28 protein-coding genes and 2 pseudogenes are annotated in these 24,681 nt (G+C 73.3%); 11 read left to right on the top strand and 19 right to left on the bottom strand.

The genetic code is table 11. The annotated features are described in order from the left end of the window. Positions 1–257: 257 nt before the first annotated feature. The 3 genes from P3T27_RS12775 to P3T27_RS12765 all read right to left on the bottom strand — a co-directional run bounded on the left by P3T27_RS12775 (position 258) and on the right by P3T27_RS12765 (position 1,623). Entirely contained in the window at positions 258–818 is a 561-nt protein-coding gene (locus tag P3T27_RS12775) for a hypothetical protein (RefSeq protein WP_280677612.1), read from the bottom strand. A gap of 11 nt (positions 819–829) precedes the next feature. Continuing rightward, entirely contained in the window at positions 830–1,270 is a 441-nt protein-coding gene (locus P3T27_RS12770) for an ATP-binding protein (RefSeq protein ID WP_280677610.1), read from the bottom strand. A 113-nt stretch (positions 1,271–1,383) separates the two neighbouring features. Next, the gene (locus tag P3T27_RS12765) at positions 1,384–1,623 is read right to left on the bottom strand and encodes a hypothetical protein (RefSeq protein ID WP_280677609.1); all 240 of its coding nucleotides are present in this window, start codon (positions 1,621–1,623) and stop codon (positions 1,384–1,386) included. A 409-nt stretch (positions 1,624–2,032) separates the two neighbouring features. Here P3T27_RS12765 and P3T27_RS12760 point away from each other — a divergent pair, with 409 nt between their 5' ends. From P3T27_RS12760 to P3T27_RS12740, 5 genes and pseudogenes are all read left to right on the top strand, one after another. Continuing rightward, positions 2,033–2,866, top strand: a complete 834-nt coding sequence (locus P3T27_RS12760; RefSeq protein WP_280677607.1) for a helix-turn-helix transcriptional regulator — start codon at positions 2,033–2,035, stop codon at positions 2,864–2,866. After that, entirely contained in the window at positions 2,863–3,075 is a 213-nt protein-coding gene (locus tag P3T27_RS12755) for a DUF397 domain-containing protein (RefSeq protein WP_280677605.1), read from the top strand. The genes P3T27_RS12760 and P3T27_RS12755 overlap by 4 nt, the downstream gene beginning before the upstream one ends. A gap of 443 nt (positions 3,076–3,518) precedes the next feature. Then, entirely contained in the window at positions 3,519–3,716 is a 198-nt protein-coding gene (locus tag P3T27_RS12750; protein ID WP_280677603.1) for a DUF397 domain-containing protein, read from the top strand. A gap of 280 nt (positions 3,717–3,996) precedes the next feature. Beyond that, positions 3,997–4,143 (top strand): annotated as a pseudogene (locus P3T27_RS12745) (hypothetical protein); the annotation flags it as partial. Positions 4,144–4,202: 59 nt separating this feature from the next. Further along, positions 4,203–4,574 (top strand): annotated as a pseudogene (locus P3T27_RS12740) (transposase); the annotation flags it as partial. A 21-nt stretch (positions 4,575–4,595) separates the two neighbouring features. Here P3T27_RS12740 and P3T27_RS12735 read toward each other — a convergent pair. The 11 genes from P3T27_RS12735 to lxmA all read right to left on the bottom strand — a co-directional run bounded on the left by P3T27_RS12735 (position 4,596) and on the right by lxmA (position 14,644). Then, positions 4,596–5,336 carry an ABC transporter permease gene (locus tag P3T27_RS12735; RefSeq protein ID WP_280677601.1) on the bottom strand — a complete coding sequence of 247 codons (741 nt, stop codon included), beginning with the start codon at positions 5,334–5,336 and terminating at the stop codon, positions 4,596–4,598. Next, positions 5,329–6,090: an ATP-binding cassette domain-containing protein gene (locus P3T27_RS12730; protein ID WP_280677599.1), complete on the bottom strand. Its 762-nt coding sequence runs from the start codon at positions 6,088–6,090 to the stop codon at positions 5,329–5,331. Before P3T27_RS12730 ends, P3T27_RS12735 begins: the two co-directional genes overlap by 8 nt. Positions 6,091–6,149: 59 nt before the next feature. Continuing rightward, on the bottom strand, positions 6,150–7,202 hold the full coding sequence (lxmJ, locus tag P3T27_RS12725; protein ID WP_280677597.1) for a F420-dependent peptide dehydroalanine reductase LxmJ: 1,053 nt from the start codon (positions 7,200–7,202) through the stop codon (positions 6,150–6,152). Continuing rightward, positions 7,199–8,536, bottom strand: a complete 1,338-nt coding sequence (locus P3T27_RS12720) for an insulinase family protein (RefSeq protein WP_280677595.1) — start codon at positions 8,534–8,536, stop codon at positions 7,199–7,201. The genes lxmJ and P3T27_RS12720 overlap by 4 nt, the downstream gene beginning before the upstream one ends. A gap of 6 nt (positions 8,537–8,542) precedes the next feature. Further along, positions 8,543–9,826: an insulinase family protein gene (locus tag P3T27_RS12715; protein WP_280677594.1), complete on the bottom strand. Its 1,284-nt coding sequence runs from the start codon at positions 9,824–9,826 to the stop codon at positions 8,543–8,545. Then, positions 9,823–10,629 carry a class I SAM-dependent methyltransferase gene (locus P3T27_RS12710; protein WP_280677592.1) on the bottom strand — a complete coding sequence of 269 codons (807 nt, stop codon included), beginning with the start codon at positions 10,627–10,629 and terminating at the stop codon, positions 9,823–9,825. The genes P3T27_RS12715 and P3T27_RS12710 overlap by 4 nt, the downstream gene beginning before the upstream one ends. Position 10,630: 1 nt before the next feature. Further along, positions 10,631–11,632 carry a T3SS effector HopA1 family protein gene (locus tag P3T27_RS12705; protein WP_280677590.1) on the bottom strand — a complete coding sequence of 334 codons (1,002 nt, stop codon included), beginning with the start codon at positions 11,630–11,632 and terminating at the stop codon, positions 10,631–10,633. Beyond that, entirely contained in the window at positions 11,629–12,777 is a 1,149-nt protein-coding gene (lxmK, locus tag P3T27_RS12700) for a class V lanthionine synthetase subunit LxmK (RefSeq protein ID WP_280677588.1), read from the bottom strand. Before lxmK ends, P3T27_RS12705 begins: the two co-directional genes overlap by 4 nt. Continuing rightward, positions 12,764–13,708, bottom strand: a complete 945-nt coding sequence (locus P3T27_RS12695; RefSeq protein WP_280677586.1) for a hypothetical protein — start codon at positions 13,706–13,708, stop codon at positions 12,764–12,766. The genes lxmK and P3T27_RS12695 overlap by 14 nt, the downstream gene beginning before the upstream one ends. Then, positions 13,705–14,328 (bottom strand): peptide terminal cysteine decarboxylase LxmD, encoded by a 624-nt coding sequence (gene lxmD, locus P3T27_RS12690; RefSeq protein ID WP_280677584.1) that lies wholly within the window; start codon positions 14,326–14,328, stop codon positions 13,705–13,707. The genes P3T27_RS12695 and lxmD overlap by 4 nt, the downstream gene beginning before the upstream one ends. Before the next feature lie 100 nt (positions 14,329–14,428). Beyond that, positions 14,429–14,644 (bottom strand): lexapeptide family class V lantibiotic, encoded by a 216-nt coding sequence (gene lxmA, locus P3T27_RS12685; protein WP_280677582.1) that lies wholly within the window; start codon positions 14,642–14,644, stop codon positions 14,429–14,431. Positions 14,645–14,920: 276 nt separating this feature from the next. Here lxmA and P3T27_RS12680 point away from each other — a divergent pair, with 276 nt between their 5' ends. Then, positions 14,921–16,678: an ABC transporter ATP-binding protein gene (locus tag P3T27_RS12680; protein ID WP_280677580.1), complete on the top strand. Its 1,758-nt coding sequence runs from the start codon at positions 14,921–14,923 to the stop codon at positions 16,676–16,678. 89 nt (positions 16,679–16,767) lie between these two features. Continuing rightward, a complete protein-coding gene (locus P3T27_RS12675) occupies positions 16,768–17,289 on the top strand; it encodes a hypothetical protein (protein WP_280677579.1) in 522 nt (173 codons plus the stop codon). 108 nt (positions 17,290–17,397) lie between these two features. Here the strand turns inward: P3T27_RS12675 and P3T27_RS12670 are convergent, their stop codons facing one another. Beyond that, positions 17,398–17,679 (bottom strand): LuxR C-terminal-related transcriptional regulator, encoded by a 282-nt coding sequence (locus P3T27_RS12670; RefSeq protein WP_348534096.1) that lies wholly within the window; start codon positions 17,677–17,679, stop codon positions 17,398–17,400. Between the two features lie 213 nt (positions 17,680–17,892). Here P3T27_RS12670 and P3T27_RS12665 point away from each other — a divergent pair, with 213 nt between their 5' ends. Then, complete coding sequence (locus P3T27_RS12665; protein WP_280677578.1) at positions 17,893–18,882, top strand: helix-turn-helix transcriptional regulator; 990 nt, start codon at positions 17,893–17,895, stop codon at positions 18,880–18,882. Positions 18,883–18,939: 57 nt separating this feature from the next. On the opposite strand, the gene P3T27_RS12660 is transcribed toward P3T27_RS12665, so the two are convergent. Both P3T27_RS12660 and P3T27_RS12655 read right to left on the bottom strand, forming a co-directional pair. Continuing rightward, complete coding sequence (locus P3T27_RS12660) at positions 18,940–19,209, bottom strand: hypothetical protein (RefSeq protein ID WP_280677577.1); 270 nt, start codon at positions 19,207–19,209, stop codon at positions 18,940–18,942. Beyond that, complete coding sequence (locus P3T27_RS12655; protein WP_280677575.1) at positions 19,196–19,393, bottom strand: hypothetical protein; 198 nt, start codon at positions 19,391–19,393, stop codon at positions 19,196–19,198. The genes P3T27_RS12660 and P3T27_RS12655 overlap by 14 nt, the downstream gene beginning before the upstream one ends. A 927-nt stretch (positions 19,394–20,320) precedes the next feature. On the opposite strand from P3T27_RS12655, the gene P3T27_RS12650 reads away from it, so the two are divergent. Both P3T27_RS12650 and P3T27_RS12645 read left to right on the top strand, forming a co-directional pair. After that, positions 20,321–20,851, top strand: a complete 531-nt coding sequence (locus P3T27_RS12650) for a GNAT family N-acetyltransferase (RefSeq protein WP_280677574.1) — start codon at positions 20,321–20,323, stop codon at positions 20,849–20,851. A 192-nt stretch (positions 20,852–21,043) separates the two neighbouring features. Continuing rightward, a complete protein-coding gene (locus tag P3T27_RS12645) occupies positions 21,044–21,946 on the top strand; it encodes a hypothetical protein (RefSeq protein ID WP_280677573.1) in 903 nt (300 codons plus the stop codon). 87 nt (positions 21,947–22,033) lie between these two features. Here P3T27_RS12645 and P3T27_RS12640 read toward each other — a convergent pair whose 3' ends face one another. Beyond that, positions 22,034–23,671, bottom strand: a complete 1,638-nt coding sequence (locus P3T27_RS12640; protein WP_280677571.1) for an alkaline phosphatase D family protein — start codon at positions 23,669–23,671, stop codon at positions 22,034–22,036. A gap of 324 nt (positions 23,672–23,995) precedes the next feature. Then, positions 23,996–24,310 carry a TetR/AcrR family transcriptional regulator C-terminal domain-containing protein gene (locus P3T27_RS12635; protein ID WP_280677834.1) on the bottom strand — a complete coding sequence of 105 codons (315 nt, stop codon included), beginning with the start codon at positions 24,308–24,310 and terminating at the stop codon, positions 23,996–23,998. A gap of 127 nt (positions 24,311–24,437) precedes the next feature. On the opposite strand from P3T27_RS12635, the gene P3T27_RS12630 reads away from it, so the two are divergent. Then, positions 24,438–24,626, top strand: a complete 189-nt coding sequence (locus tag P3T27_RS12630; protein WP_280677569.1) for a hypothetical protein — start codon at positions 24,438–24,440, stop codon at positions 24,624–24,626. The last annotated feature ends 55 nt before the right edge of the window (positions 24,627–24,681 follow it).

The following is a 24,681-nucleotide window of genomic DNA, read 5'->3' as shown; positions in this document are numbered from 1 at the left end:
CACCCGGCGACCCCGGGACCAGGGGGGCGGCGGGGCCGCGTGGTCATCTCATCCTCTCGGTCCGTGGCGTGTGGCGCCGAGGTGCGTGGAAGTGGACGGGGCGCCGATCGATGTCGTGGACGGCTGGCGTCCCTTGGGCCCGACCGCTCCCGGGTGCTACTCGCAGGCCTGGCGAGTAGCGCCCGGTTGATCTGGCTCGGCCGACCGCGTTGCGCAGGAAGTCGACGGGGTCGATTTCCTGTGCGCGGAACGGGTTTTCAGGTGTGGGTGGTGTGGGTGGCTTGGGTGCGGCAGTGGGTGAGGGCGGGTTTGATGCGGGTGTCGGGGGAGGGGGTGGCGGTGAGGAGTTCGCCGGCGGCGACGAGGGCGGTCCAGTAGTGGGCGGGGTCACCGGTGGTGGGGCGGGGCTGGGTGGCGGCGAGGGAGAGGTAGGCGGCGGTGAGGTTGCCGGTGGTGAACCAGCGGGCCAGGCCGTGCTGGTGGCCGGCGCGGATGCCACCGAGGGCGTCGATCGCGGTGAGGAAGAGGTCGACGACGGCGAGCTCGGTGGGGCTGAGGGCCTTCGGGACGTCGAACACGCCGAGGGCTTCGAGGAGTTCGCCGGTGTCGGCCTCGGAGTCCGGGCGCGGGTTGGCGAGGAGGGCGGCGTGGCAGTCGTCGAGGCGGAGCTGGGTTTCGGCGGCCGGGATGCCGAGGGCGATGCAGACGGCTCGGGCGGCGCGGACGGGCTCGCGGGTGCGGCGGGCGAGGGCGGCGTAGGCGTCGGCGGGGGTGGAACCGGTGTCGAACAGGTGCCGGGCGGTGACGGCGAGTCGCATGGAGGGCACCTTCAGACGGCGAGGGCGGTGAGCGCGGCGGTGGGGGAGGGGGCGATCAGCGCCCAGACGAACTTGCCGACGCCACCGGCCCGGGGGCAGCAACCCCACTTCTCGGCCAGCTCGTTGACGAGGAACAGCCCGCGCCCGTGCTCGTCGTCGGGCGCGGGGGAGTGGAGGGAGGGGCGGCCGCTGCCCGCGTCGTGGACTTCGAGGCGGAGGCGGTCGCCGATGAGGGCGAAGCGGACCTCGATGAGTCGGTCGGCGGGGGCGTCGGTGTGCTGGACGGCGTTGGCGAAGAGCTCGCCGAGGAGGAGTTCGGCGATGTCGCAGTAGCGGTCGCCGGTGGGGAGGGCGGTGAGGTAGGCCCGGAGCAAGTACCGGGCCAGCGGCGTGAATTCGGTCCGCGAGTCGAGGCGTGCGACGAACGTATCGGGCCGGTGGGTTTTGAGCATGGGGAAGCACCTCAAGGGAAGATTGCGTGCGAATGGAGTGCGCCGCGCGCTGAGCCCCGGACCGCGCCCATGGCGGTCCGGGCCTGGGGCGTCGCCGCCGGCCGGGGCCTTGATCAGCCGACCGGGACCGGGACGCCGCGCACGAGGACGGGGATGCCGCCGCCGTGCTCCCAGGTGTCCCGGGCGTCCTCGATGCGGCGGTACTGGTCGTCCGCCATGACGTCGCGCAGCTTGTGCCGGGGGATCCAGTGGAGGGCGCGGATCTCCTCCGGCGGCTGGTGCCGGCGAACGGCCTCGGCCTGCTGGCCCGAACGGCGAACAGGGGGCTTGATCATGATGCGTGCCTTGTTCAACTCTGCTCCACATGTGAGGTATTGACGGCCACTGCGGCCGACGGCATGGCTTCCCGCAGGTGCCGGGCGGCGCGATCTCCCTGGGGTCGAGCGACCGTGGCACCGAGGTCGGCCGCCGCTCGGGGGTAGTGGCCCCGAGCAGTCGGAAAGGCCTGCCCGGGCATGACCTCCACGGAGACGCCTTCATGTGGTTTCCCGTCCTCCAGCTCCACGAAGTCCATGACGACTTCGTGGAGCTGGAAGCGAGGCTCGGGATTCTGCGCGTGGTGCACGGGTCTCCATGGGTTGCTCTGTGCTTCCGGCGAATCACCGGGTGTAGCCATGGTGGCGCCTCGCCCGCTACGATCGGAAGGCTTTCCCACTTGACAGTTCCACCTTGTGGTATTCGCGCAGCAGTGGAGGCCTGGCGATGCGTGAGTCTCAGCTGGATCCATCGGCTTCACCCCTCAAGGCGTTTGGGGCTCAACTGCGCAGGCTGCGCAAGGCGGTGGGCTTGACGCAGACCCAGCTCGGCGATCGGACCCAGCTGAGTGATAGTCAGATTTCGAACCTCGAAAGAGGGACACGCAATCCCACACTTGAGTGGGTCCGTGCCGCTGACAAGGTCCTTGATACCGGTGGAGCACTGGAACTGACGTACTGGAGCCTCAGGGGGTCTTCCTTCCTGCCGGGCTATCCGGAGTACGCAGCCAAGGAACGGGAGGCCAGGGTCATCCGGCTCTTTGAATTGGGCATCATCCCTGGTCTGGTGCAGACTCGCGGTTACGCTGAGGCCCTGGAGACTGGTGCTGTTGCGCGAGGAAGTGTCACGGCTGAGCAGGGAACCGAACGCGTCCGGCTCCTCCTGAACCGACAGGAGCGAATCAACAGGGACCCTGCTCCGCTGATCCATGTGATCCTTGACGAGAGCTGTCTTCGGACCGTGGTTGGCGGTGGCGGGACTGTCATGTCCCAACAGTTAGCGCATGTGGAGAAGTTGGCCCAACGGCCCAACTACGTGGTCCAAGTTGCCCCCTTTGGCCTGGGAGCGCTTCGCCCGTTCATGCGGTCCATGTCGCTTCTCGATCTCGGCGACGGTACCTCACTCGGGTACACCGAGACGCATCAGCGTGGATACCTGGAGAACGACCGGGCAACCGTGTCCGCCTGGGCAAGGGAATACGATTTGCTCCAAGTGGAAGCGCTGTCGCAGGCGGCATCGCTCACAATGATCAGCAAGGCGCGAAGGGACTCTTCAGCATGAGCGAGAACGTTGACCTGGCGGGTGCTTCCTGGAGTAAGAGCAGTTACAGCGGCAACGGTGGACAGTGTGTTGAGGTGGCCTCCGACTTTCCGGGCCTGATGCCCATCCGTGACTCCAAAGACCCCCAGGGCCCGGCTCTGGTCTTCTCGGCCGAGGGCTGGGAGTCGTTCGTTGCCGCTGTCCGAAGTGGCGAGTTCGGCGAAGTCTGAACCGAAGCCGGAAGCGAAGGCCTCCGCCCGGGGCTGCTTCCGGGGAGTGACGCAACACGTGGTCGGTTGTCCGGTCGCGAGGACGTCGGCCAGACGCTCGGCTGGGGCTTCCCGGCCGAGCGTTTTGCATGGGCGGCGGTGAGCTGGTCGGCGACAGTGCCGGGTGCTCGGGGATGTGGCCGTGAGCTTGATGCCGCCCACCCCGTGGCAGACAAGGTGCTGCCCACCCCGTCGGGCCCGCTCTACCGGGGCTGGCAGCGGCAGTTCGAGGTGTTGCTGGATGGCTTTGGTCGGATACACGGAGACGCTTCAACGGGGATACCTGGAACAAGATGCCGAGACGGTGGCCCGATGGGTCGATAGATACGATCGACTCCAGGTCAACGCGCTCAGCCAGCCGGACAGTTCGGCCATGATCCGGGAGGCACGGAAGGAACTGGACCATGCATGACCCAACGGGCGCCAAGTGGCGCAAGAGCACCTACAGCAATGGCGGAGGTGGCTGCATCGAGGTGGACGATGTACACCCGGGCAGGGTCCGTGACTCCAAAGACCCCCAGGGCCCGGCTCTCGTCTTCTCGGCCGAGGGCTGGAAGTCGTTCGTTGCCGCTGTCCGAAGTGGCGAGTTCGGCGAAGTCTGAACCGAAGCCGGAAGCGAAGGCCTCCGCCCGGGGCTGCTTCCGGGGAGTGACGCAACACGTGGTCGGTTGTCCGGTCGCGAGGACGTCGGCCAGACGCTCGGCTGGGGCTTCCCGGCCGAGCGTTTTGCATGGGCGGCCGTGAGCTGGTCGGCGACAGTGCCAGGCGCTCGGGGATGTGGCCGTGAGCTTGATGCCGCCCACCCCGTGGCAGACAAGGTGCTGCCCACCCCGACCGGCCCGCTCTACCGGGGCTGGCAGCGGCAGTTCGAGGTGTTGCTGGATGGCGCTCAACGCGTGGTCTGAAGGAGGAACCGGCATGGCGATCGAGGCGGAGCTCAAGGCAGTCGTACGCGACCCCGAACATGTCCTCACGCAGTTGGAGGAGCAGTACGGCGCCGGCCGCGCCGAGGTCTACCGCGACACCTACTACGACGCACCGGACGGCAGCCTGATGGACGCCGACCGCGAGCTCAGGATCCGCACTACAGCCCGCAGTTCCAGCCGGTCCTCGAACGCATCCGCGTCCCCCGCACCGGTCCGGGACGGCCACGAACCAAACCGGCCAAGGTTCGCGCCGACAAAGCCTACGGCTCTCACGCGAACCGCTCCTACCTGCGCAGACGCAGGATTGGATGCACCATCCCGGAGAAGGCCGACCAGGTCCGCAACCGCAAGAAGCTCGGCTCGCGAGGCGGCCGGCCGCCGGCCTTCGACAAGAAGGACTACAAGGAACGCCACGCGGTGGAGTGCGGCATCAACCGGCTGAAACGACACCGCGCAGTAGCCACGAGGTACGACAAGTTGGCTGTGCGCTACGAGGCGACAGTGCTGGTCGCAGCCATCAACGAGTGGCTTTGACCAGCGCTTTCGCAACAGACCCTAGACGTCCTGACGCAGGAACAGCGTCCGTCCGGCCAGCGCGACCAGCACGCACCAGAGCGCGAGGAGCAGCCCGCCCAGCGGCACGGACAGCGCCTCCGGGAAGGTCAGCCGATCCCCGAGCAGGGCGTACTGCGCCCCTTCGGGAAGGAAGCGGCCGAACCCGGGGAGCTGTCCGAGCACCAGGAGCTGGCCGACCGTCCCCCAGACCAACAGGCCGACAACGGCGGCCAGTTGGTGGCGCACCACCCATCCGATCGCGGCGCCCCAGAGGCCGCCGAGGCCGCAGACCGCCACGGCGGCACCCGCGATCCCCCAACTGCGGGCGTCGAGCGCCAGGCCGCTGCCCCGGGCCGCGAGCGCGAGAGCACCGACCGTCGCGGCCTCGGCCACCGCGAGCAGCCCGAACAGCAGACCGGCGACGGTGGCCGCGCCGAGTTTCGCGGCGACCACGACGGAACGCCCGGGCGCGTGCAGGACGGTGCGGCCGATCGCCCCGGAGCGGAACTCGCCGGTGACGACCAGCGCGCCGAAGAGCGAGGCGAACAGCGCGCAGGAACCGGCCATGATCAGCACGCGGTGGCTCGTCGCGGCCGCCACGCCCGGGTCGGCGAGTCCCGACTCCCCGTAGACGGCGCCGAGTTTACCCAGAGCGGCGGTCAGCAGCGCGGTCAGCAGCAGGGCGGGCAGCGCCCCGCCGGAGCGGGCCTTGAGGAGTTCGGCCGAGAACTGGTCACGCACGGGACGCCTCCGTCCAAGGGCTGCCGACCGAGGTCGCGCAGGTGTCGATCAGCTGGAAGTAGGCGGCCTCGAGACTGCCGCCGCCCTGCCGGACGAGGTCGGCGAGCGGGCCGTGGAAGAGGACGGAGCGGCGCAGCACGACGACGTCGTCCACGCTCTGCTGGACCTCGGCGAGCAGGTGGCTGGCGATCAGGACGGTGCGGCCCTCGGCGGCCAGGTGCTCCACGAGGTGGCGCGTCCAGCGGATGCCCTCGGGGTCGAGGCCGTTCAACGGCTCGTCCAGGATGACGAGTTCGGGATCGGGCAGCAGGGCGGTGGCGAGCGCGAGGCGCTGGCGCATACCGGTGGAGCAGGACTTGTAGCGGGTGCGGGCGGACCGCCCGGCCAGGCCCACCTGCTCCAGGGCCCGGTCCACGCGGTCCGCGGGCAGGGCGAGCGCCCGGGCGGCGACCTCCAGGTGCCGGCGGACCGTCGGGCGCGGCGCGAAGCCGACCGCGTCCATGGCGACGCCGATCCGGTGTGCGGCGTCGGGCAGGGCGCCGGGGGCGGCGCCGAGCACCCGGACGGTGCCCCGGTCGGGCCGGGCGAGGCCGAGCAGGATGCGCAGCAGGGTGCTCTTGCCCGCGCCGTTGGGGCCGAGCAGGCCGGTGACCCGGCCGGGGCGGAGGGTGAAGCTGACGTCCTCCAGCGCCTGGTGGGCGCCGAAGTGCTTGCTGACGCCCGCGAAGGCGACGGCGTGGTCGTTGCCGGTCAAGTGGCCTCTCCCTGAGAGTGGTTCAAGTACGGTGCGCGCGTCGCATCCTGCGCTCGCTCTCAGCCAAGCAGCCGGGCGGACGCGACGGGCGCCGATACGGGGGCAGCATGCTGTCCCCGGTCGGCAGCTTGCTGCGGGCGGGCGGCGCGGCAGGCGGCGATGATCCGCCCGATCTCCTCGGCGGCGGCGTGAACGCCCTCGGTGAGCAGGACGGCGGCCGGGTTGAGCACCACTTCGTCCACCCCGGCACGGCGGTACTCCCCCAGCCCCTCGGCGATCTCCTCCGGGGTCCCGGTCAGGACGACCCCCGAGTCGAGCAGGGCGCGCGCGGTCGCCTCCGGGTCGTGCGGGTCCACGGGGACGCCGGCCCGGCGCAACATGTCGGCGTAGTGCGGGGCGGCCAGGTGCTCGCGGGTGGCCGCGAGGGCGAGCGCGCGGGGGTCGCGGCCCGGCGCGGTGGGGATCACGTGCACGGCGGTGGCGATGCGCGGCGGGGCCGGGCGTTCCCGCGCTCCTTCTGCCAGGGCGGGAGCGAGGGTGTCGGCGAGGTAGCCGGGCGGGGTCATCCAGGTGATCGCCACGTCGGCGACCTCACCGGCCGTCCGGGCCATGCCGGGGCGGAGCACAGCCGCACCCACCTCCACCCGGGCGTACGGCAGTTGGGCGAGGGAGCCGTTCAGCCGGTGGTACGGGCCGTCCTGGGCGACGGTCCCGCCGTCGAGGAGGGTGCGGACGGAGGCGAGGTAGTCGCGGACGGCGCGGCGCGGGCTGGCGTACGGCTGCCCGGTGAGCCCGGCGACGAAGCCGGGGCTGCCGATGCCGAATCCGGCGACGACGGGTGCGTCGGTGAGCAGCGCGAGGGAACGGGCCTGCACGGCGGCCTCGTACGGGTGGCGCAGCGGCAGCAGGGTGACGGCGGTGCCGACCGGGACGGCGTGGCCCCGGCCGGCGAGGTAGGCGAGGGTCTGGTGCGGTTCGGCGCGGAAGGACTGGCAGAGCCAGAGCCGGCGGGCGCCGCTGCGCTGTGCGGCGGCGGCGAACGGGGCGACCAGCTCGGGGTGGTCCGGCTGGAGGGGGTAGAGGACGGCGGGGGCGGCCGGGTCGGGGGTCATGCTGCGGGCTCCGTCTCGTCGTGATGGGCGGGTGCGCCGGGGTCGAGGGTGGCGACCGCCATCCGGTCCGGATCCAGGAACATCGAAGCTGCGTCGATGACTTGACGATGCGTCACCGACTCCAGAACGTCACGGTAACGGTCGAGCCAGTCCAGGGGCAGCCCGGCGGCGAGGAAGCCGGACAGGGCGGTGGCCTCTTCGGCGCGGGTGGCGAGGGCGAACCGGGTGAAGCCGAGGGCGTAGCGGCGGGCCCGTTCGGTCTCGGCGGCGGTGGGGCCGTGCTCCGCGAGTTCGCGCAGGCAGCCAACGGTCTCCTCGGCGAGGAGGGAGGCCATGCCGGGGGCCCCGGCGGCCTCGGTCTCCAGCCAGCAGCCGGCCCGGTTCTCGCGGAGGGTGGCGGAGACGGCGTACGCCAGCCCGTGCCGGTCGCGCAGCCGCTCGGCGAGCCGGCTCGACGCGTGCCCGCCCAGCACCAACTGCGCGAGGTGGAGCGGGGCGTGGCCGCGTTCGGCCGGTCCGGCGGTGAGCAACGAGGCCTGTGCGGGCCCGTCTCCCGAAGCGGCGGCGAGGGCCGTACGGCCCGGGGCGGGCGTGTCGCGGGCGAAGGGCGGCAGGAACAGGCCGGACGGCCCGCCGCGCCACGCCCCGAGGGCTTCCTCGGCCCGGGCGACGACCGCCGCCGGGTCGACCTCGCCGGTGATCAGCAGCACCGACCCGGCGGGCACCACCGCCCGCCGGTGCAGGGCGTGCAGCTCGGCGGCCTGCGGCACCGGCCCGGCGGGCGCCGTCGCGAGGCCAGGGCCTAGCAGCGGATGGTCGCCGAAGGCGCGGGCGAGCAGGGTGGCGCGCAGCCGGGCCCGGCCCGCCGGCCGGGCACCCGCGCCGGGGTGCCGGGCGTGGGCGAGGGCGATCTCGCGGTCGGTGTGATGCGGCCGCAGCAGCAGGTCGGCGAGCAGGTCGAGGGCCCCGGGCAGCCCGGCGGCGAGCACGCCCATGCCGACGACCAGGGACTCGGCCGTCACCACGGTGCTCAGCTCGGCACCCAGGTCGGCAGCGCGGTCGGCGATGTCCTGCCGGGTGAGGATCCGTCCGGCGGCGGTGCGCGCGCCGGTGCCCAGGCAGGCCGCGAGCGCCCGCTGGGAGGAGGCGAGCGCGGGCTCGGTCCGGGCGAAGGGGATCACCAGGCGCAGTTCGGCCAGGGGCGCGTCCGGGGTGTGCAGCGCCACCAGGCGGAGCCCGCTGGGCAGAACGGTGTCCAGGCAGGCGCGGCCCGTGGCAGCTGCGCAGGCGGGCGTGTGAGCGGGCGTGTGAGCGGGTGCGCGGTGCGGGGTCATGGTCTCTCATCCGTCCAGGACGGTCAGGGAACGGGGCCCGGCGAGCAGCGCCCGGGCGGCTGCGGCGACGCTGTCCGGGGTGGTCCGCCGGAGCGCGTCGGGGAGCGCGGCCGGTCCGCCGCTGCCGGGCAGGAACAGGTCGTGGTGCCCGTGGGTGACGGCACGGGCGGTCAGCGAGTCCTCGCCCCGGTGCCAGGCGAGCAGCAACGCGTTGACGGTGCGGCGCAGTTCGGCCGCCTCGGGCGGGCGGCGGGCGAGGTCGCGCAGCACGTCCGTCCAGGCCTCGGCGGCCTCCTCGGCGCGGACGCCGGGGGCGCGGCCGAGGACGGCGAGCACCGGTTCGGGGGCGTTCGCGCCGAGCCACTGCCCGTACAGGCCGCAGGTGACCCGGGCGGTGGTGAGCCGGGGATCGCGGCGGACGAGGGCGGGCAGGCGGCCACGGCCGACCAGTTCGGCGAGCACCACCTGGGCGAGGTGGCCCGGCAGGTCCCGGGCGGGGGCGGGCAGCAGGTGCCCCACGGCGACGGCGTCGGCGGCCCAGGGCAGCGCAGCGGTGACGGCGTCGGCGGCCCAGGGCAGCGCAGCGGTGACGGTCTCCGGCGCCCGGGCTGGCGGGCCCCCGTCCATCGTGGCGCTCGGGCCCGGCGGGAGGCCGCCGAAGGCCTCCCGGATCCGCTCCAGCGCCCGCTGCGGCTCCACCTCCCCGACCACCGACAGCGCCATCGCGCCGGGCCGGTAGTGCCGCCGCACGAACGCCTCCACCTCCGCGGGGGTGGTCTCGGCCAGCTCTCCCGCCGTGCCGTAGCTGTCCCGACTGCCGGGCCGCAGCGCGCCGAGGACGGTCTGCCAGAGCCGCCCGGACGCCGCGCCGCCCCGGATCTCCTCGGCGATGACCTCGGTCTCGGTGCGCAGCACCGCCTCCTCGGGCGCGAACTCCTCTAGCCGACGGGCCTCCCAGCCCAGCAGATCGTCCAGCATCCCGGCCGGCGCCACGGTGTGGAACACGGTGCGGTCGCGGTGGGTCTCCGCGTTGCAGACGCCGCCCGCACCCGCGACCCGGGCGGCGTGCCCGTCGCCACCGTCCGCTCCCCCGCCCCGGGGGAACATCAGGTGCTCGACCAGGTGCGCCGTCCCGTGCCGCCCGGCCGGGTCCTCGTCGCTGCCCGCGGCCACCGTCAGGGCCACCGCGACGAGCCCGCGCCCGTGCCCGGGCCTCGGCTCGACCGACACCCGCAGCCCGTTGTCCAGTTGCTCCCGGTTCAGCAGGGGGCGGTGAAGCAGGGGGCTCATGTCAGCGGCCGGAAGACCGACACGCACATCTTCCGGCCGTCGCCACCGTCGAACGGCTGCTCCCGCCAACCGGAATGACGGGCAGTCAGCTCCAATCGGGCGATGCCGCCCAGCAGGTCCAGCTCGGAGGGCCAGAGGTAACGCAGCACGGTGGTAGCGCAGTTGGGCGCCGCGCCATCGAGGAAGAGGGTGTTCTGCACCAGCATGTTCTGCGAGGCGGGCAGCACGGAGATCGACTCGATCATCGCACTCCGCTCGCCGACCGGGTAGGTGGTGACGGCGTTGCCCCTCTGCACGTGGTGGTCGCTCGGGTCGAAGGTCTCGGTCACGACGTGGCCGCCCGGGGCGGTGTGCCGGGCCAGCGCGTGCATCAGGGCGATCTGCTCGTCGACGGCGGTGGCGCAGCACAGCACGTTGAACGGCGCGAGCACGACGTCGAAGGTGCGGCCGAGATCGAGGCCGACGAGGTCGCCGAGGTACGGGGTGACCCTGCCCTCCGGGTCCTTCTCGGCCAGCCGGGCGAGCATCGCCGGGGAGGTCTCGACGCCGTGCACGTCGAAACCCTGGTCGGCCAGGCGCAGCGCCACCCGGCCCGTGCCGACGCCGAGTTCGAGGACGCTGGCGCCCGGGCGGGCGAGGGTGAGCAGGAAGGTCCCGATGTCGTCCAGGTCGGGGGTGCTGGGGTAGACCTCGTCGTACACCCCGGCGAGGGCCTCGCTGTAGGCGGTGTTCAGCGCGGTGCCGAACCCCCCGGCCTGCCCGGGCGTGGCCTCGACGGCCGGGTCTGCTGCGGTGTCGGTCATCTCAGTTCTCCTCCGGGTCGGCGGTGGTGTTGTGGGCGGGGCGCAGCGGGTCGATGCCCGCCTGACGGAAGGCGCGGGCGACCTGCTCGGGGAGGCTTCCGGTGCCGATCTCCGAGGCGTGGTCGATCAGGGCGGTGGCGAGGGCGAGGCAGCGGTGCTGGCCGAAGCTGAGGTCGCGCCGGCCTGGGCGGGGGTCGGCCGGGTCCCAGGCGGCGGCGAGGCCGGGGGCCAGTTCGTCGGTGAACAGCGAGACCTCGGCGCCGCGCCCGGGCAGGTCCCGTACGGCGCGGGTGACGGCCCGTTCGGCCGCCCCGCCGTCGCCGTGCAGGTAGACCACCAGCGCGTCGCGGCGCGGGAAGTCCTCCGGGTCGGAGAGCACCTTGGCGTGGTAGCCGGCGTCGACCGCCTCCAGGGCGCCGAGCACGGCGGCCCAGTGCGCGGCCGCCGCGTCCGGGCCGGTGAGGTGCAGGAAGAGGCGGCGGACGGGGCCGGACGGGCGGGGCAGCGGCCGCGAGCCCATGACGTAGAAGAAGCCCGGGGACAGGGCGGGCCGGGCCGCCTCGACGGCGAGGCGCACCAGGTCGCCGGGGCCGGGGTCGGACGGGCCGAGGAGCCGGTCGACGGGGATGCGGGCGGTGATCTCGGGCAGCCGCACGACCAGGTGCCCGCCATCGGGCCGGATCTCGACCAGCCGGCCCTCGGCGGGGGCCCACCGGTGCGGGACGCCGTCCGCGTACCGCTGCTCCAGGGCGGGGTCGCGAGTGTCGCGGCGCGGTGCCGCCCCGGACGCGTCCGGCGTACGGGTGTTGCCCGCGTGGAGCTCCCGGTAGAGCGCGTTGGTGAGGCGGCCGCGCAGGTCGCGCGGGCTCTCGGCGGTGAGTTCGCGGCCCGCGACCACGGCCTGCCGACCGTCCGCCCGGACGGTGACGCGGTTCAGCGCCTCGGCCAGACGGGGGGCGAGCGGCGCGGGGGCGAGCAGTCGTGTGCCGGTCGGGGTGGTCATCGGGTGCTCCCGGTCGGGGGGTGGAGCCTCAGCGTGGTGACGGCCCCGGTCGGGCGGGTGAGCAGGGTGCGGCCGATGCCGGCGGCCGCGCGGGCCACCGGGCTGAGGGTGGCGTGGGCCTGGGCGGTGGCGATCAGCCGGTCGAAGAGGTGCCAGCCGGCGAAGCCAACGGCCCGCTCGGCGAACCCGGGGTCGGGGGTGCGGCGCTCCAGGTAGCCCTGCCAGAACGCCTCGACGCGCGGCAGATGGCGGCGCAGGCCCTCACCGCCGCGCCGCAGCACCTCCTGGTGGCTGAGGTCGAACCCGGCCGGCTCCTGCGACCCCTCCCCGCCACCGGTGGGGGCGAAGACGGCGCAGGTGGCGTGGAAGAGCCACTCCCCGACGAACGCGCCCACGTCCCGGGCCGGGTCGGCGAGCCGGAACTCCTCCCAGTCGCACAGGTACAACTGCCCTTCGGCCAGCACGAACTGGTCGAACCGCAGGTCGCAGTGGGCCGGGGTGCGGGGTGCGGCGCGTTCCCGCTCGCGCAGCCCGCGCAGCGCCGCGACCACCTCCGGGTCGTCCTGGACGAGCTTCCATGCGGCGATCTGCCCCATGCTGCGGTCCCGCAGGGCGCTCCACGGGAACGCCTCCAGCCAGTCGAGCGGCGGCAGCGGCGGCTCGCCCTCGTCCAAGCCGGCGCCGCGCGGGTCGAGCCCGTGCAGGGTGGCGACGGCCCGGCCCGCCGTGCGGCAGAGGTCCTCGTCGAAGTCCCCGTCCAGGGCGGCTTCGGCGCCGGAGCGGGCGCCGGGCAGCAGCCGGTAGGCGCTCACCGCGCCCGGACGGTGGCTACCCAGGTGCTCGGGGACGCGCAGGTCGGAGCCGGGCGGGAGGCGGAGGGCGAGCGTCTCGAAGGACAGCGCGCGGTCGAGTTCGCCGCTGGTGCCGTCCGGCGCGCGGGCCACCGTCTTGAGGAAGACCCGCGCTCCGGTGCTGGTCCGGCCGGCCCAGTTGTCGTTGCGGCCGCCGTAACCGGCCAGGTCCTCCGGCTCCAGGCGGCCGAGCCCCAGTTCGTCGAGGAGTTCCTGCACGGCCGGGGCGGCCGCCGGGTCCGTCGGCCGGTAGCGCAGCAGGGCCGCTCCTCCGGCCGGGTCAGGCGGGGTCATGGTGGTGGTCTCCGGGGCTCGGGGGCAGCGCGGGCCGCCCTTCCTGGTCGATCAGGTCGGCGATGAAGGCGAGGTAGTCGAGGAGTTCGTCGTGCCAGCCCTGGTGGCGGGCGAAGTCCTGCACGTGGACGGCGATCCGCACCACGGCGCAGCGACCGGTGAGCACCGGGTCGGGCCCGGGGCCGTACGCGTCGAGGAACACCCGGCCCAGGGCGGCGGGGCCGTACGGGGCCGGTGCGGTGCCCAACGACGGGAGCCGCCAGCCGAGTTCGGCCAGTTCGCCGAGGATCCAGCCGAGGTCCAGCTCCGGGCGGCCGGTGCCGAGGTCCGGGCCGGTGAGCAGGGCGGTCCGTCCGGAGTGCAGCGGTGGCACCAGGGAGCCCAGGGACGCCCAGCCGTGGACGGGCCCCGCCGGGTCACCGGCCCCGGCCGCCTGCTCCGCCCAGCCGAGCAGCCGGTCGGTGCGGCCCCGGCCCCACGATCTCCCTGCCCGGCGCCGCGATTCGTCGTCCGAGTCGGCCCATGCGCGCAGCCGCAGCAGCCCGGGCAGGGGCCCGGAGCGCTCCGGCGCGGGCGGTCCGGACCGGTGCAGGGCCCGCAGCCCGCGCGCCGCCGAGGCCAGCGAACCGGCCACCAGCAGCCGGGCCGCCGGGCGGAAGTCGCGCAGCCAGGCGGCGGCGGAGGCGGGGCCCGGCGCCTCGTAGAGCAGCCCGTCGCCGGCCTGCCGGGGCAGGGCGAACCGGGCGGCGTCCGGGGCGTCCGGCAGCCGGAGGTCGGGCAGGTGTCGGGGACCGGGCCGCTGCCACCACCAGTACGCCCCGTCCGCGGCCCGGAGCACGCTGGTGCTCTGCAGGCCGGTGGCGTACTCGGCGACCGGTTCGAGTCCGTCCAGGTCCGCGGGAAACGCGGCCTCCACGGGTACGGACGTCATGCCGCCGCCCCCTCCCCGCGCCGGTCGGCGCAGAGTGCGAGCAGGTCGGTGAGCGGCGCGGCGCCGCCGTCCGCCACCTCGCCGGTGGCCGCGCTGGCCGCCGGGACGGTGGGCGCCACCACGACCCCGGGCCGGGCGCGCAGCGTGCGCAGGTGCTCCTGGACCATCGGGTTGCGTTCGGCGGCCGGCGGCAGCGCCGGGGCCACCCCCACCAGGGCGTCGGTGGCGTGCAGGGCGAGCAGCAACGGGGTGTCGGCGAGGCCGAGGGCGTACCGGCCGACGAAGTGCTGGGTGGCCGGGTGGACCAGCACGAGGTCCGGCCAGCGGGCGAGTTCGACGTGCGGCGCCACCGGGCCGGCTTCCCAACCGAACCGCCGGACGCCGCTCGCTTCACCGCCCCATTCGTCGACGAACACCTCGCGCCCGCTGAGCGCGGACACCGCCTGCACCGAGACGAACCGGCACGCGGACCGGGTGAGCACCACCCTCAGCTCCACCTGCGGCAGGGCGTTCCTGAACCAGTTGATCCAGAACGGCAGGAATGCCACGCCGAGCGCCCCGGTGCCCGCCAGCAGAACCCGCCGGAACCCGGGGTCCGGCACGCCCAGTTGATCATCCATTCCCGTTTCTCCTCCGCCTTTCCCGCCCGGCCGTACGAACCGGGGCGGGCCGGCGCCCGGCCACGGCGCCGTCCCGCCCCGATCAGGGTTCAATGCGTGATCAGCACTTGCTCTCGATGGTCCGCGCGGCGAGCGAGCCGAGCGCGGCGGCGCACTGCTGCGAGGACTTGGCGCTGATGATGGTGGCGCGGATCGCCCACGGGATGGTGGGCGTGAACGCCGGACCGGTCTCGTTGCCGTCCGCCAGACCCAGCTCCTCGGCCGAGGTGTAGGCGGTGTAGCCGTCGAACAGGTCCAGCTCGGTGGTGTTCTGCATGAGGATCTCCTCCGTTGGAATGCGGACTTCCGGAATACGGACTTCCGTTACCGGGCCGATCGGCCGGCACCCGGTTCTCCCGGATCGGCCGGCGGCCCGTTGTCCCTGGGGACGACCACATCCTGACCCGCCGGTTTTCCCGGCCACTACTGGCAATTGCGGTATCGCCGCTCCCGCCAATTCCGCTTCCGTCATGACCGCCTCGGCAATTCCGGCGGCGGCATTGCCGCAAGTGACCATGTCCCCGTACGCGTGGAAGGGGATACAAATGATCGCGTGACCACACCTGACGTAGAACAGACTCCGGCCGAGCGGCCCGCCCTGCGTGCGCTGCTCGCCTACGCACGGCCGCACCGCGGGGTCCTCTCCCTGGTGCTGCTGCTCACCCTGCTCGGAAGCTCGGCCGGCCTGGCCCAGCCGCTGGTCGTCCAGGACGTCCTCGTCAAGCTCACCACCGGTGACGGGCTGCGCGACGAGATCCTGCTCCTGAGCGGGCTGTTCGTGCTCTCCGTCGCCCTCACCTGGGGGCAGGCCTGGCTGGGCGAGCGCACCTCGGAGCGGGTGGTGTTCCAGGTCCGCAAGGGCCTGATAGCCCGGCTGATCCGGCTGCGCACCGCCGAACTCGACCGCGTCGAGCCCGGCAGCCTCACCACCCGCGTCACCTCCGACAGCACCCTGGTCCAGCACGCCGCGACCGGAGGCCTGATCCAGCTGGTCGACGGATCGGTCCACCTGATCGCCACCATCGTCCTGATGGGCGTGGTGAGCCTGCCGCTGCTCGGCATCACGGCCGCCGTACTGGTGGCGGTCGGCATCGCGCTGGGCGTGGTGATGCCCAAGATCCGCACGCTCACCACCCGGGCCCAGGAGTCGGTCGGCGAGATCGGTGCCGCCCTCGACCGCGCGCTCGGCGCCGCCCGTACCGTCAAGGCGAACGGCGGCGAGGCGACCGAGACCGCCCGGGCCGAGGCCGCCGCCGAGCGGGCCTACCAGGCCGGACTGAGCGGAGCCCGGTACCAGGCGCTGATCGCCGTACTGGCCGGCCTGGTCGTACAGGCCTCCTTCCTCGCCGTGATCGGCCTCGGCGGCGTGCTCGCCGCGACCGGCAGCCTCGACCTGGCCGCGCTGGTCACCTTCCTGCTCTACCTGTTCAACCTCGGCGGACCGATCGTCTCGCTGGTCGGCGGCTTCTCCTCGCTCCAGCAGGGCCTGGGCGCTCTCGCCCGGATCGAGGAGCTGAACCGGATGGAGGCCGAGGACGACGTCGACGCCGCCCCGGCCCACCCGACCGGTCACGCACCCGACGTCACCGTCGCCGACGTGACCTTCGCCTACCCGGGCCGCGCCCCCGCGCTCGACGGCGTCGCCTTCACCGCCCCGGCCGGCCGGATCACCGCGCTGGTCGGCTCCTCCGGTTCCGGCAAGACCACCCTGTTCTCCCTGCTCCAGCGCTTCTACGACCCGGACGGCGGCAGCATCCGGCTGGACGGCACCGATGTCGGCACGCTGCCCCGGGCCGATCTGCGCCGCCGCATCGCCTACGTCGAACAGGACTGCCCGATGCTGGCCGGCACCCTGCGCGAGAACCTGCTCTACGCCGCCCCCGACGCCACCGAGCAGGAGATCGCCGACGTGCTGCGCCGCACGCTGCTCACCGACTTCGTGGCCGGACTCCCGGACGGCCTGGACACCGAGATCGGCGCCCGCGGCCTGGCCCTGTCCGGCGGCGAGCGGCAGCGGCTGGCCATCGCCCGCGCGCTGCTGCGCCGCCCGCAGGTGCTGCTGCTGGACGAGGTGACGGCCCATCTGGACGGGCGCAGCGAACAGGCACTGCGTTCCACCGTCGAACTGGCCGCGCGGGACTGCACGGTGCTCCTGATCGCGCACCGGCTCTCCACCGTCGCCTCGGCCGACCGGCTCGTCCTGTTCGACCGCGGCCGCGTCCTGGACCAGGGCACCCACGAGGAGCTGCTCGACCGCAGCGACTTCTACCGCGAGCTGGCGGGCAGCCGGCTGGCGCCCGCCGCCGGGTGAGCACTCCGCCGGGCAGGTGCGAGGATCGACCTGGCCCTCGAACTCCCGGCCTCGTGCCCGGAGTTCCGACCCCACCGAAGGAAGCACAGATGACCGACCGGCCGACGCCCGCCCCCTTCACCACCGAGGACACCCTGTTCGGCGCGATCACCGTCAGCCTTGAGGGCCAGGACCGGCTGACGGTGTCCGGCGAGCGGATCCCCACCGTCGTCCTGACCCGCGACCCGGACTGCGAACCGGACCCGCAGATCGCCATCGGCACCCGCGACGCCGCCCACCTCACCCTGACCGTGGACGGCACGCCCGTGCCGCTGCGCCCGGGCAAGGGCAAGTTCCTCCGCGGGTCCTACCGGGTCGAGACCACGTACGACGGCGCCGTCTACGTCCTGGTCCCGGACTCCATCCCCAGCAGCCGGCTCACCCGCGACGGCAAGCGCCTCGGCGACTTCTCCAGCGACGGCGACCAGATCGTCATCGCCGAGTGGCGGGAGGACGTCCCGGCCCGCCCCGCCGACGCCGCCGTCGGCTACGCCTTCGCCTCCGCCTTCGGCACCGGCGGGCACCCGACCTGGATGCTCCTCGTCGAAGCGGTCGCCGCGCTCATCCCGTGACCCGCCAGGGCCACGTGCGCACGACAAAGGGCCGGGCCTGTACGGAAGCGAATTCCGTACGGGCCCGGCCTCGTGCCGTACACCCCCGAGAACGCCGCCGCCCCGGGCTCAGTCCGCGGCGACCGCCGACACCGCCCCGTTCGCCGGCTCCTCGTCCGCCAGCTCCTCGGCGTTCAGCGCCGACACCAGCGCCGCCTCGAATCTCGACCGCAGGCACAGTTTGCGCACGATGCTCGCGGTGTGCGCCCGGACCGTCCGCTCGGTGATTCCCAGGTGCCGCGCCAGCCGGCGGTTGGTCTCTCCCGAGGAAAGCAGTCTCAGCACCTCCCGTTCCCGGTCGGTGAGCACGGAGAAGTCCATCGCCCCGTGCACCGATGCCCCCGTCAACACTCCCAATGTGCCCTCCTTCATCGGCATTTCAGTCCACTGCGACCCGACCGCGGGTCACTGTCGGAAACCTCTACACTTTTCCATCACATTACTATCGACCCACCAGTGAATTACCATCCCCTTGACGACCGAACGCCAACGTCCGACCACCGCGCGACCGCCCACGCGGCCGCCGTCGGACGGCACGCCGAGCATCACACCAGGGGGAACGTCATGGCCGGCACCGGCATGTCCACACTTGGCCTCGACCCGGTCGAGGAACGGCTCTACCGCCACTTCCTGCGGAACCCGGAAACCACGGACGAGAACGTCCACCTGCTGCTGCACACCTCGCCGGCCGCCGTCCGCGCGGCCCTGGACCGCCTCATCGAGCTCGGCCTGCTGCATCAGTCGGACGCGGGCGCGCTCACCGCGTCGGATCCCGGCCTGGCGGTCGACCGGCTCAGCCGCCTCCGCCTGCTGTCCCTTCACGAGGAACTGCAGCAGGTCACCCAGTCCCGCCGGCTGATCGACGAGCTGCGCCGCGAGCAGGGCCCGCGGTCACACCCGGCCCAGGACGTCGAGCAGTTGGAGGCACTGGAGGAGATCCGCACCCGGATCGACGACCTGGCCTTCTTCGCCCGCCACGAGATCCTCTCCGCGGAGCCGTACACCGAACTGACACCGGAGAACATCGCCCACGCCCGTCCGCTGGACGCCCGATGTCTGCAACGCGGCGTCCGCATGCGCAGCATGATCCTCCGTCAGGCACTGTCACACCCGTCGACCGCCGGCTACCTGCACGAACTCGCGGCGCAGGGAGCCGAGATCAGGGTCCTCGACGACCTGTCCGAGCGGATCCTGGTCTACGACCGCGAGACCGTCCTGGTTCCGGCCGATCCCACCGACACCTCGCGCGGCGCACTGCTCACCCGGCAGCCCGGGCTGGTCGCCAACGCGCTGGCCCTGTTCGAGAAGATCTGGAACGAGGCCTCCGACCTGCCCGACCCGGCGGCGCAGTCCGACGCCGCACACCGGCTCTCCGCCGTGGAACAGCTCGTCCTGGCCGAGATGTGCCAGGCCGGCAAGGACGACATCGGGGCCCGCAACCTGGGCATCTCCGTCCGCACCTACCGCCGGCACATCGCCGAGATCCTGCGGGTGCTGGGCGCCGGCGGCCGCGCCCAGGCGGCCCTGCTCGCCCGCGAACGCGGCTGGATCTGACCCCGCCGCCGTCCCGACCGCCGTCCCGACCGCCGTCCAACCGCCGTCCCGCCGGGGTCACGCCCCCGGCGGGACGGCCCGCCAGCCGGTCAACGCCCGGTCCGCGAGCGCCCCGGCCAGCCAACGCTCCACCGCCTCGGCCGTCCCGCCCGCGGCGGGGACGACCCGTAGCGCGATCCGCCCGCCCTCGACCCGCTGCTCGCAGATCCAGCCCTCGGGCAGCATCCCCATCAACCGGATCACGGCGGTCGCGGCCGCCCCCGCCCGGTCCCCGGCGGCGGCGACCCACACCTCGTGGCCACCGCCCGCCCGCTCACTGCCAGCCATTGACCCGCTCCGCCCCTCGCGCCTGCCACGGAAGACCCACCGCCGCCTTCGCCGCCTTCGCCGGCACCGTCCGCGCCGGCCCGCCGACGGCCGCCACGGCCTGCGCCTGCGACCCCAGCACCACCAGCCCCACGGCCCCGGCCAGCACAGTGCCACCCCGAACGGCACGCTTCGTGATCCTCAAGGACGCCTCCGCGTTTCCCAGGGAGGACCACCCCGAACGGGCGCCCTCCGTCTGCTGTCTGCGGATTCCACCCTGCCAGCGGAGCGATTCCTCGAACATACGATCCAGTGTCAGCTTCTCCCCACACCCGGCGCACTTGGTGCCAACCACGACAACGGGCGCCCGGCCGGAGGAACCCGCCCGGGCGCCCGCATGAGGCCCCCTCCGTCCGTACGAGGCGCTCCGGGCGGCTACCGGGGCGTCTCCGAGGCGGAGAGCGGACGTGTCGGCGGAACGGTCGGGGACGGCGGGAAGGGCGGCTGTGGCGGTGCCGGCGCAGCCGACGGCGATCCCGCGCTGACCGAGCTCGCGCCTCCGCAGGGTGCAGGCCACGGCGGCGACGGCGGGGACGGGGGCGCCGGCGGGGGCGGTGGCCGCGGAGCCTACGGCGCCACCAACCAGAGGTTCTCCGAGAACTGCGGTCTCGACGGCACGGGCGGGGGTCCGGTAGCGACGGTTCCCAGGGCGGCGACGGCGCCGTCATCACCTGGAACACGTACGGCAGCTAGCTAGTGCCATGACGATCTCCAACGTCTGTGGAGTTGCAGGGACGTGCACCACCGTCAGCCGTGCGAGTCAGAAGCACAACCCCGCATGCACGAAATTGCACGAACCCGGCCAGAGCCACACCCCTAACGCGCCTCCACGCAAGATGAGCCGGACTTGTCCCTCGATCGCCGGAACCCTTCGGCCTGTTGGATTCCAACAGGCCCAGAACGCACGAAAGGCCCCACCCGCCCAGTCCGGACGACCGGTGGATGGGCGTGACTCTGTGCACATGAAGCGGATGCTGGCGGCCTTCGGCACCAACCTGCATGAGCGGGCGCCCGGCGGCACATCGGACAGGACCTGGACCGCGTACACTCACGACACTTGGAGGACCACCGCGTGACCGTCGAACTCCGCCACCACACTGCCTTGGCGCCCGAAGCCCGGCAGGATCTGCTGGACGTCTACGCCGACGTGCGCGGCCCGCTGCTGCACCTGCCGAACTACCGCGTCGCCGCATTCGCCGAACGCCTCGACCGGCATACCGCCGATCCCGGCTTCGAACTCGTCCTCGGCTACGACGGCGAACTGCCGGTCGGATATGTCTACGGCAACACCATCGAGGCCGGCGACCGGTACTGGAAGCGCATGACCGATCAGCTTCCCGACGGCTGGACCGACACCCCGACCCTGGCCATCAAGGAGATCGGCGTTCGCACGCCCTGGCGTGGCACCGGCACCGCCCGTCGCATCCACGACGCACTGCTGGCCAGCCGCACCGAAGGCCGAGTCACGCTGATGGTGAACCCGCTCGCCGGGGACGGGAAGGTCCAGCGTCTCTACGAGACCTGGGGCTACCAGGCGTTCAACGCCCAGCAGCCATCACCGGAATCGCCTCGATTGACGGCGATGGTTCGTCCGACCCGCTGAACTCCGCGACGGTGACCCCGCGCGTGAGGCCGTCGGGCGCCGACGGTCGGTCTGGCGTGCCGTCAGGGCGGTTGTCACAAAAGCCCGTTGTGTGCCTGATCGTTGTGGTACGTTCCGTAACCTAACCGAAAATAGGCGACCCCGGCAGCGCGCCAACGCTCCGGGGTCCGGCAACAGGAGCGAGACCTCCCGATGCGCGTCCATCGTAGCGCCCACGTGCGCAACTTCACCGTGCTGCCCAACGGCATGCTGCAGTGCCGGCGGCTGTCCTACACCGCCCGCGGCCTGCTCGCCGACCTCCTTTCCCGCCCGGACGGCTGGCGCGAGGACGGTCGGCACATGGCCGACACCAGCCCCCAGGGGCGGGGCGCGATCCGCAAGGCGCTGAAGGAGCTGGCCGACGCGGGCTTCTACCGCGTCGAGAAGATCCGGATGCCCGACGGCACGATCATCACCGAGACCCACGTCTACGACACCCCTCAGCTCTCGCCACCGGGTGCCACCCGTCCGGCGCCCGGTGAGGCGGCAACCGACGGTGCTGTCGCCCTTGTAAAGGACCGACGGAAAGAACCTTCCCTCCCCGCCCGGCGGGCCGGGGAGCCGGTCACCGCCGACGAGCAGCCCGTGGCGGTGCCGGACGAGCAGGCCCGGGAGGCGGTCGCCACACTGTTCCGGGTGATCCGCCCGGAGCCGCGCCTGCGTCTGGGGGAGGCCGAGGCTCGTGAACTCGCGCCTCTGGTCGCGCAGTGGCTGGAGCGCGGCAGCGGTCCCGCCGACCTCGCCCAGGCCCTGCTGCCGGGTCTGCCCGCCCCGGTGCACTCGGCGGCCGCGGTGCTCCGCTACCGGCTGGAGCGCAAGATGCCGCCCGCCCAGACCGCCGTGCGGCCCGCAGTGGCCCGGTACGCCGAGTGCGCCATGTGCCACGATCCGGTGCCCCGCCCGGGCATCTGCGGCCCGTGCGCGGGCCTCGCACCCCGGCCGGTCGGAGTCGGCAGCGATGCGGCGGCCGCCCGCACCGGCGCGGACCGCGCCAGAGCAGCGCTTAGGTCCGCGAAGGCTGTCGGCTTGAACCTGGGCGGCCTTGCCGCCGCCTGACCGCCGGCTGCCGTCTGTGCCCGGGAACGGCTGGCATCGGCAGCCCGGTCCCGCCGCCCCCGTGAGCGGCGGGACCGGTCAGGCGGGTCAGGCCGGGCGGATGCCCGGGTTGCCGGCCTCGGTGACGAAGGAGGCGGCGGTGGTGATCGGGGCGCCGGGGCGGGTGATGTACGGCAGGACGCGGTAGTCGGCGCGCACCTGGTGGCGGTCCAGAGTGAGCGTGGTGTAGCCGCGCCGCCCGTCGTAGAACTTCATGTGCGGGTTGGCCGACATGAGGGTGTTCCAGTTGGACGGCCGCTCCTCGCCGTCGCCGTCGCTGCTGATCGAGGTGCCGACGAACTCCACGCCCACGGTACGGGAGTCCGGCTTGTCGAAGTCGCGCTTGACGTCGAGGGAGTAGGCGACGTGGACGTCACCGGTGAGCAGCACCAGGTTCTTCACCCCGGCCTGGTCGACGGCGGCGAGGAAGCGCTCGCGGGCGGCCGGGTAGCCGTCCCAGGCGTCCATGGAGAGCTTGGAGCGGTCGGCGGTGGTGTTCTTGCGGCGGGAGAAGACGACCTGCTGCGGCACGACGTTCCAGGTGGCCTTGGAGCGGCGCAGGCCCTCGGCGAACCAGCGCTCCTGGGTGGCGCCCATCAGGGTGCGGCGGGGGTCGTCGGACTCCGGGGTGGGGTACTGCCAGCCGTCGCCGTTGGCCTGGTCGTCGCGGTACTGGCGGGTGTCGAGGATGTCGAACTGCGCCAACTGCCCGAACTGGACGCGCCGGTAGAGGGTGAGCTCGGTGCCGCGCGGCTGCGGCATGCGCAGCGGCATGTTCTCCCAGTACGCCCGGTAGGCGGCGGCGCGGCGGGCGATGAACGGTGCCGGGTCCTGGCCCTTCTCGGGGATGCCGGCCGCGTAGTTGTTCTCCACCTCGTGGTCGTCCCAGGTGACGTACCAGGGGTGGGCGGCGTGCGCGGCCTGCAGGTCGGGGTCGTTCTTGTAGAGGGAGTAGCGCAGCCGGTAGTCCTCCAGCGTGGCCGTCTCGTGATCGAACAGCGCCGGCAGGGTGCGGTCGGTGTACGTGCGGTCGCCGCCCGCCGCGTCGATGCCGTACTCGTAGATGTAGTCGCCGACGTGGAACACCGCGGCCAGGTCCTCGTCGGCGAGGTGGCGGTAGGCGGTGAAGTAGCCGTCCTCGTAGGCCTGGCAGGACACCAGGCCGAAGCGGACGGCGTCCAGGCGGCGCCCACGGGCCGGCGCGGTGCGGGTGCGCCCGACGGGGCTGCTCCAGGAGCCGACGGTGAAGCGGTACCAGTAGCCGTGGTCCGGGTCGAGGCCGTCGACGTCCACGTGCACCGCGTAGTCGAACTCGGCGTGCGCGCGGGCGCTGCCGCGCCGCACCACCTTGCGGAACCGCTCGTCGCGGGCCAGCTCCCAGCCCACCCGCACCGAACCGGTGGGCGGCAGCCCGGCGCCGGGCTCCAGCGGGCGCGGCGCCAGGCGGGTCCACAGCACCACCGCCTCGGGCAGCGGGTCGCCGGAGGCCACGCCCAGGGTGAACGGGTTGTCGGTGATGACGCGCGGGGCGAACTCGGCGTCCTCGGCGTGGGCGGACGGCAGGTTGACGGTGAACGCCAGCGCGGCGGCCGCCGAGGTGACGGTGAGGAAGCGGCGCCGGTCCAGGCGCGCGGCGGCCTCGCGCAGCTGCTGGTCGGGGGAGGGGCGGTCGGCAGGGCGGGTCATGGGGTGAAGGCCTTTCGCTGCTCGGCGGTGTGCGAAGGAATTCGAGTGGACCGCGCCGTACGCCAGGGGTCGGGATCCTGGCAGCCGAGTGATCATCTGATGGGAGAGACGTGAAGGTCCGACAAATCACCCCAGGAGGTCGGAAATCGGGTGCGGGCGGCGCGCAGGGCGCCGTTCCCGCCGTTCTCGCCCTGGGAGTACCCGTGGAGGAACGGTGAACGCCTGCGCCGCCTCCGCACCCGGGCTTGGGGAGTCGATGGGGCGCTACGGGCGGGCGGCGGGCGCGGCGGGCGCGGCCCCCCGCGCCCGCCCGAGGGGCGCCCCTCAGGCCCGGACGGGGCCGTAGGCGCGCAGGAAGACGTCCACGGCCTCCTCGGCGATGGCGCGCAGGTCGGGGGCGGGGGTGTCGGGGCGGTAGTCCAGGGGGCCGGTGAGCAGGGCCAGGAGGTGTTCGGCGGCGCGCTCGGGGTCGCAGGGGCGCAGGCGGCCGGCCAGGGCCAGGCGGGCGAGGCGGTCGGCGAGGGCGGCGCGCACGCGCAGGGCGGTGCGCTCGCGCACCCCGGCCGGCACCTCGGGGAACTGTGCGGCCTGGGACTGCGCCAACCGCCGTACGGCGCAGGCGTGTTCGCCGCCGTACAGCTCCAGCAGCGCACGGCCGGCGTCGGCGAGAGCCGCCTGCGGGTCACCGTCGGCGGGCAGCTCGCGCAGCCGCTCGACGGCGGCCAGGGCGCCCGCCGCCAGGTCGTCGGCGGCGCTGCGGCGCTACATGCACGACCCGGTCCACTTGGCCGGCGATCCGGAGATCATGCCGCACCTGGCCGGGATCGCCATCGGCCCCGACCTCTCCGCCGACCCGGACCCCGCGCTGGCCCGGGACATCATGAACCTGCACGAGGAGAAGGCTGCTCTGTACCCGGAGTGGGCCGCGCAGCTCGGTCCGCTCCTCGCTGCATAGCGGGCATGGCAAAGTCAAGGAAAGTCACTCGAACGAGTGAGTCCACTTGCACGCC

Source organism: Kitasatospora sp. MAA19 (assembly GCF_029894125.1).
Lineage (GTDB): Bacteria > Actinomycetota > Actinomycetes > Streptomycetales > Streptomycetaceae > Kitasatospora.
The sequence above is the reverse complement of the archived record's forward strand: the minus strand, read 5'-3'. Positions and strand labels throughout refer to the sequence as shown.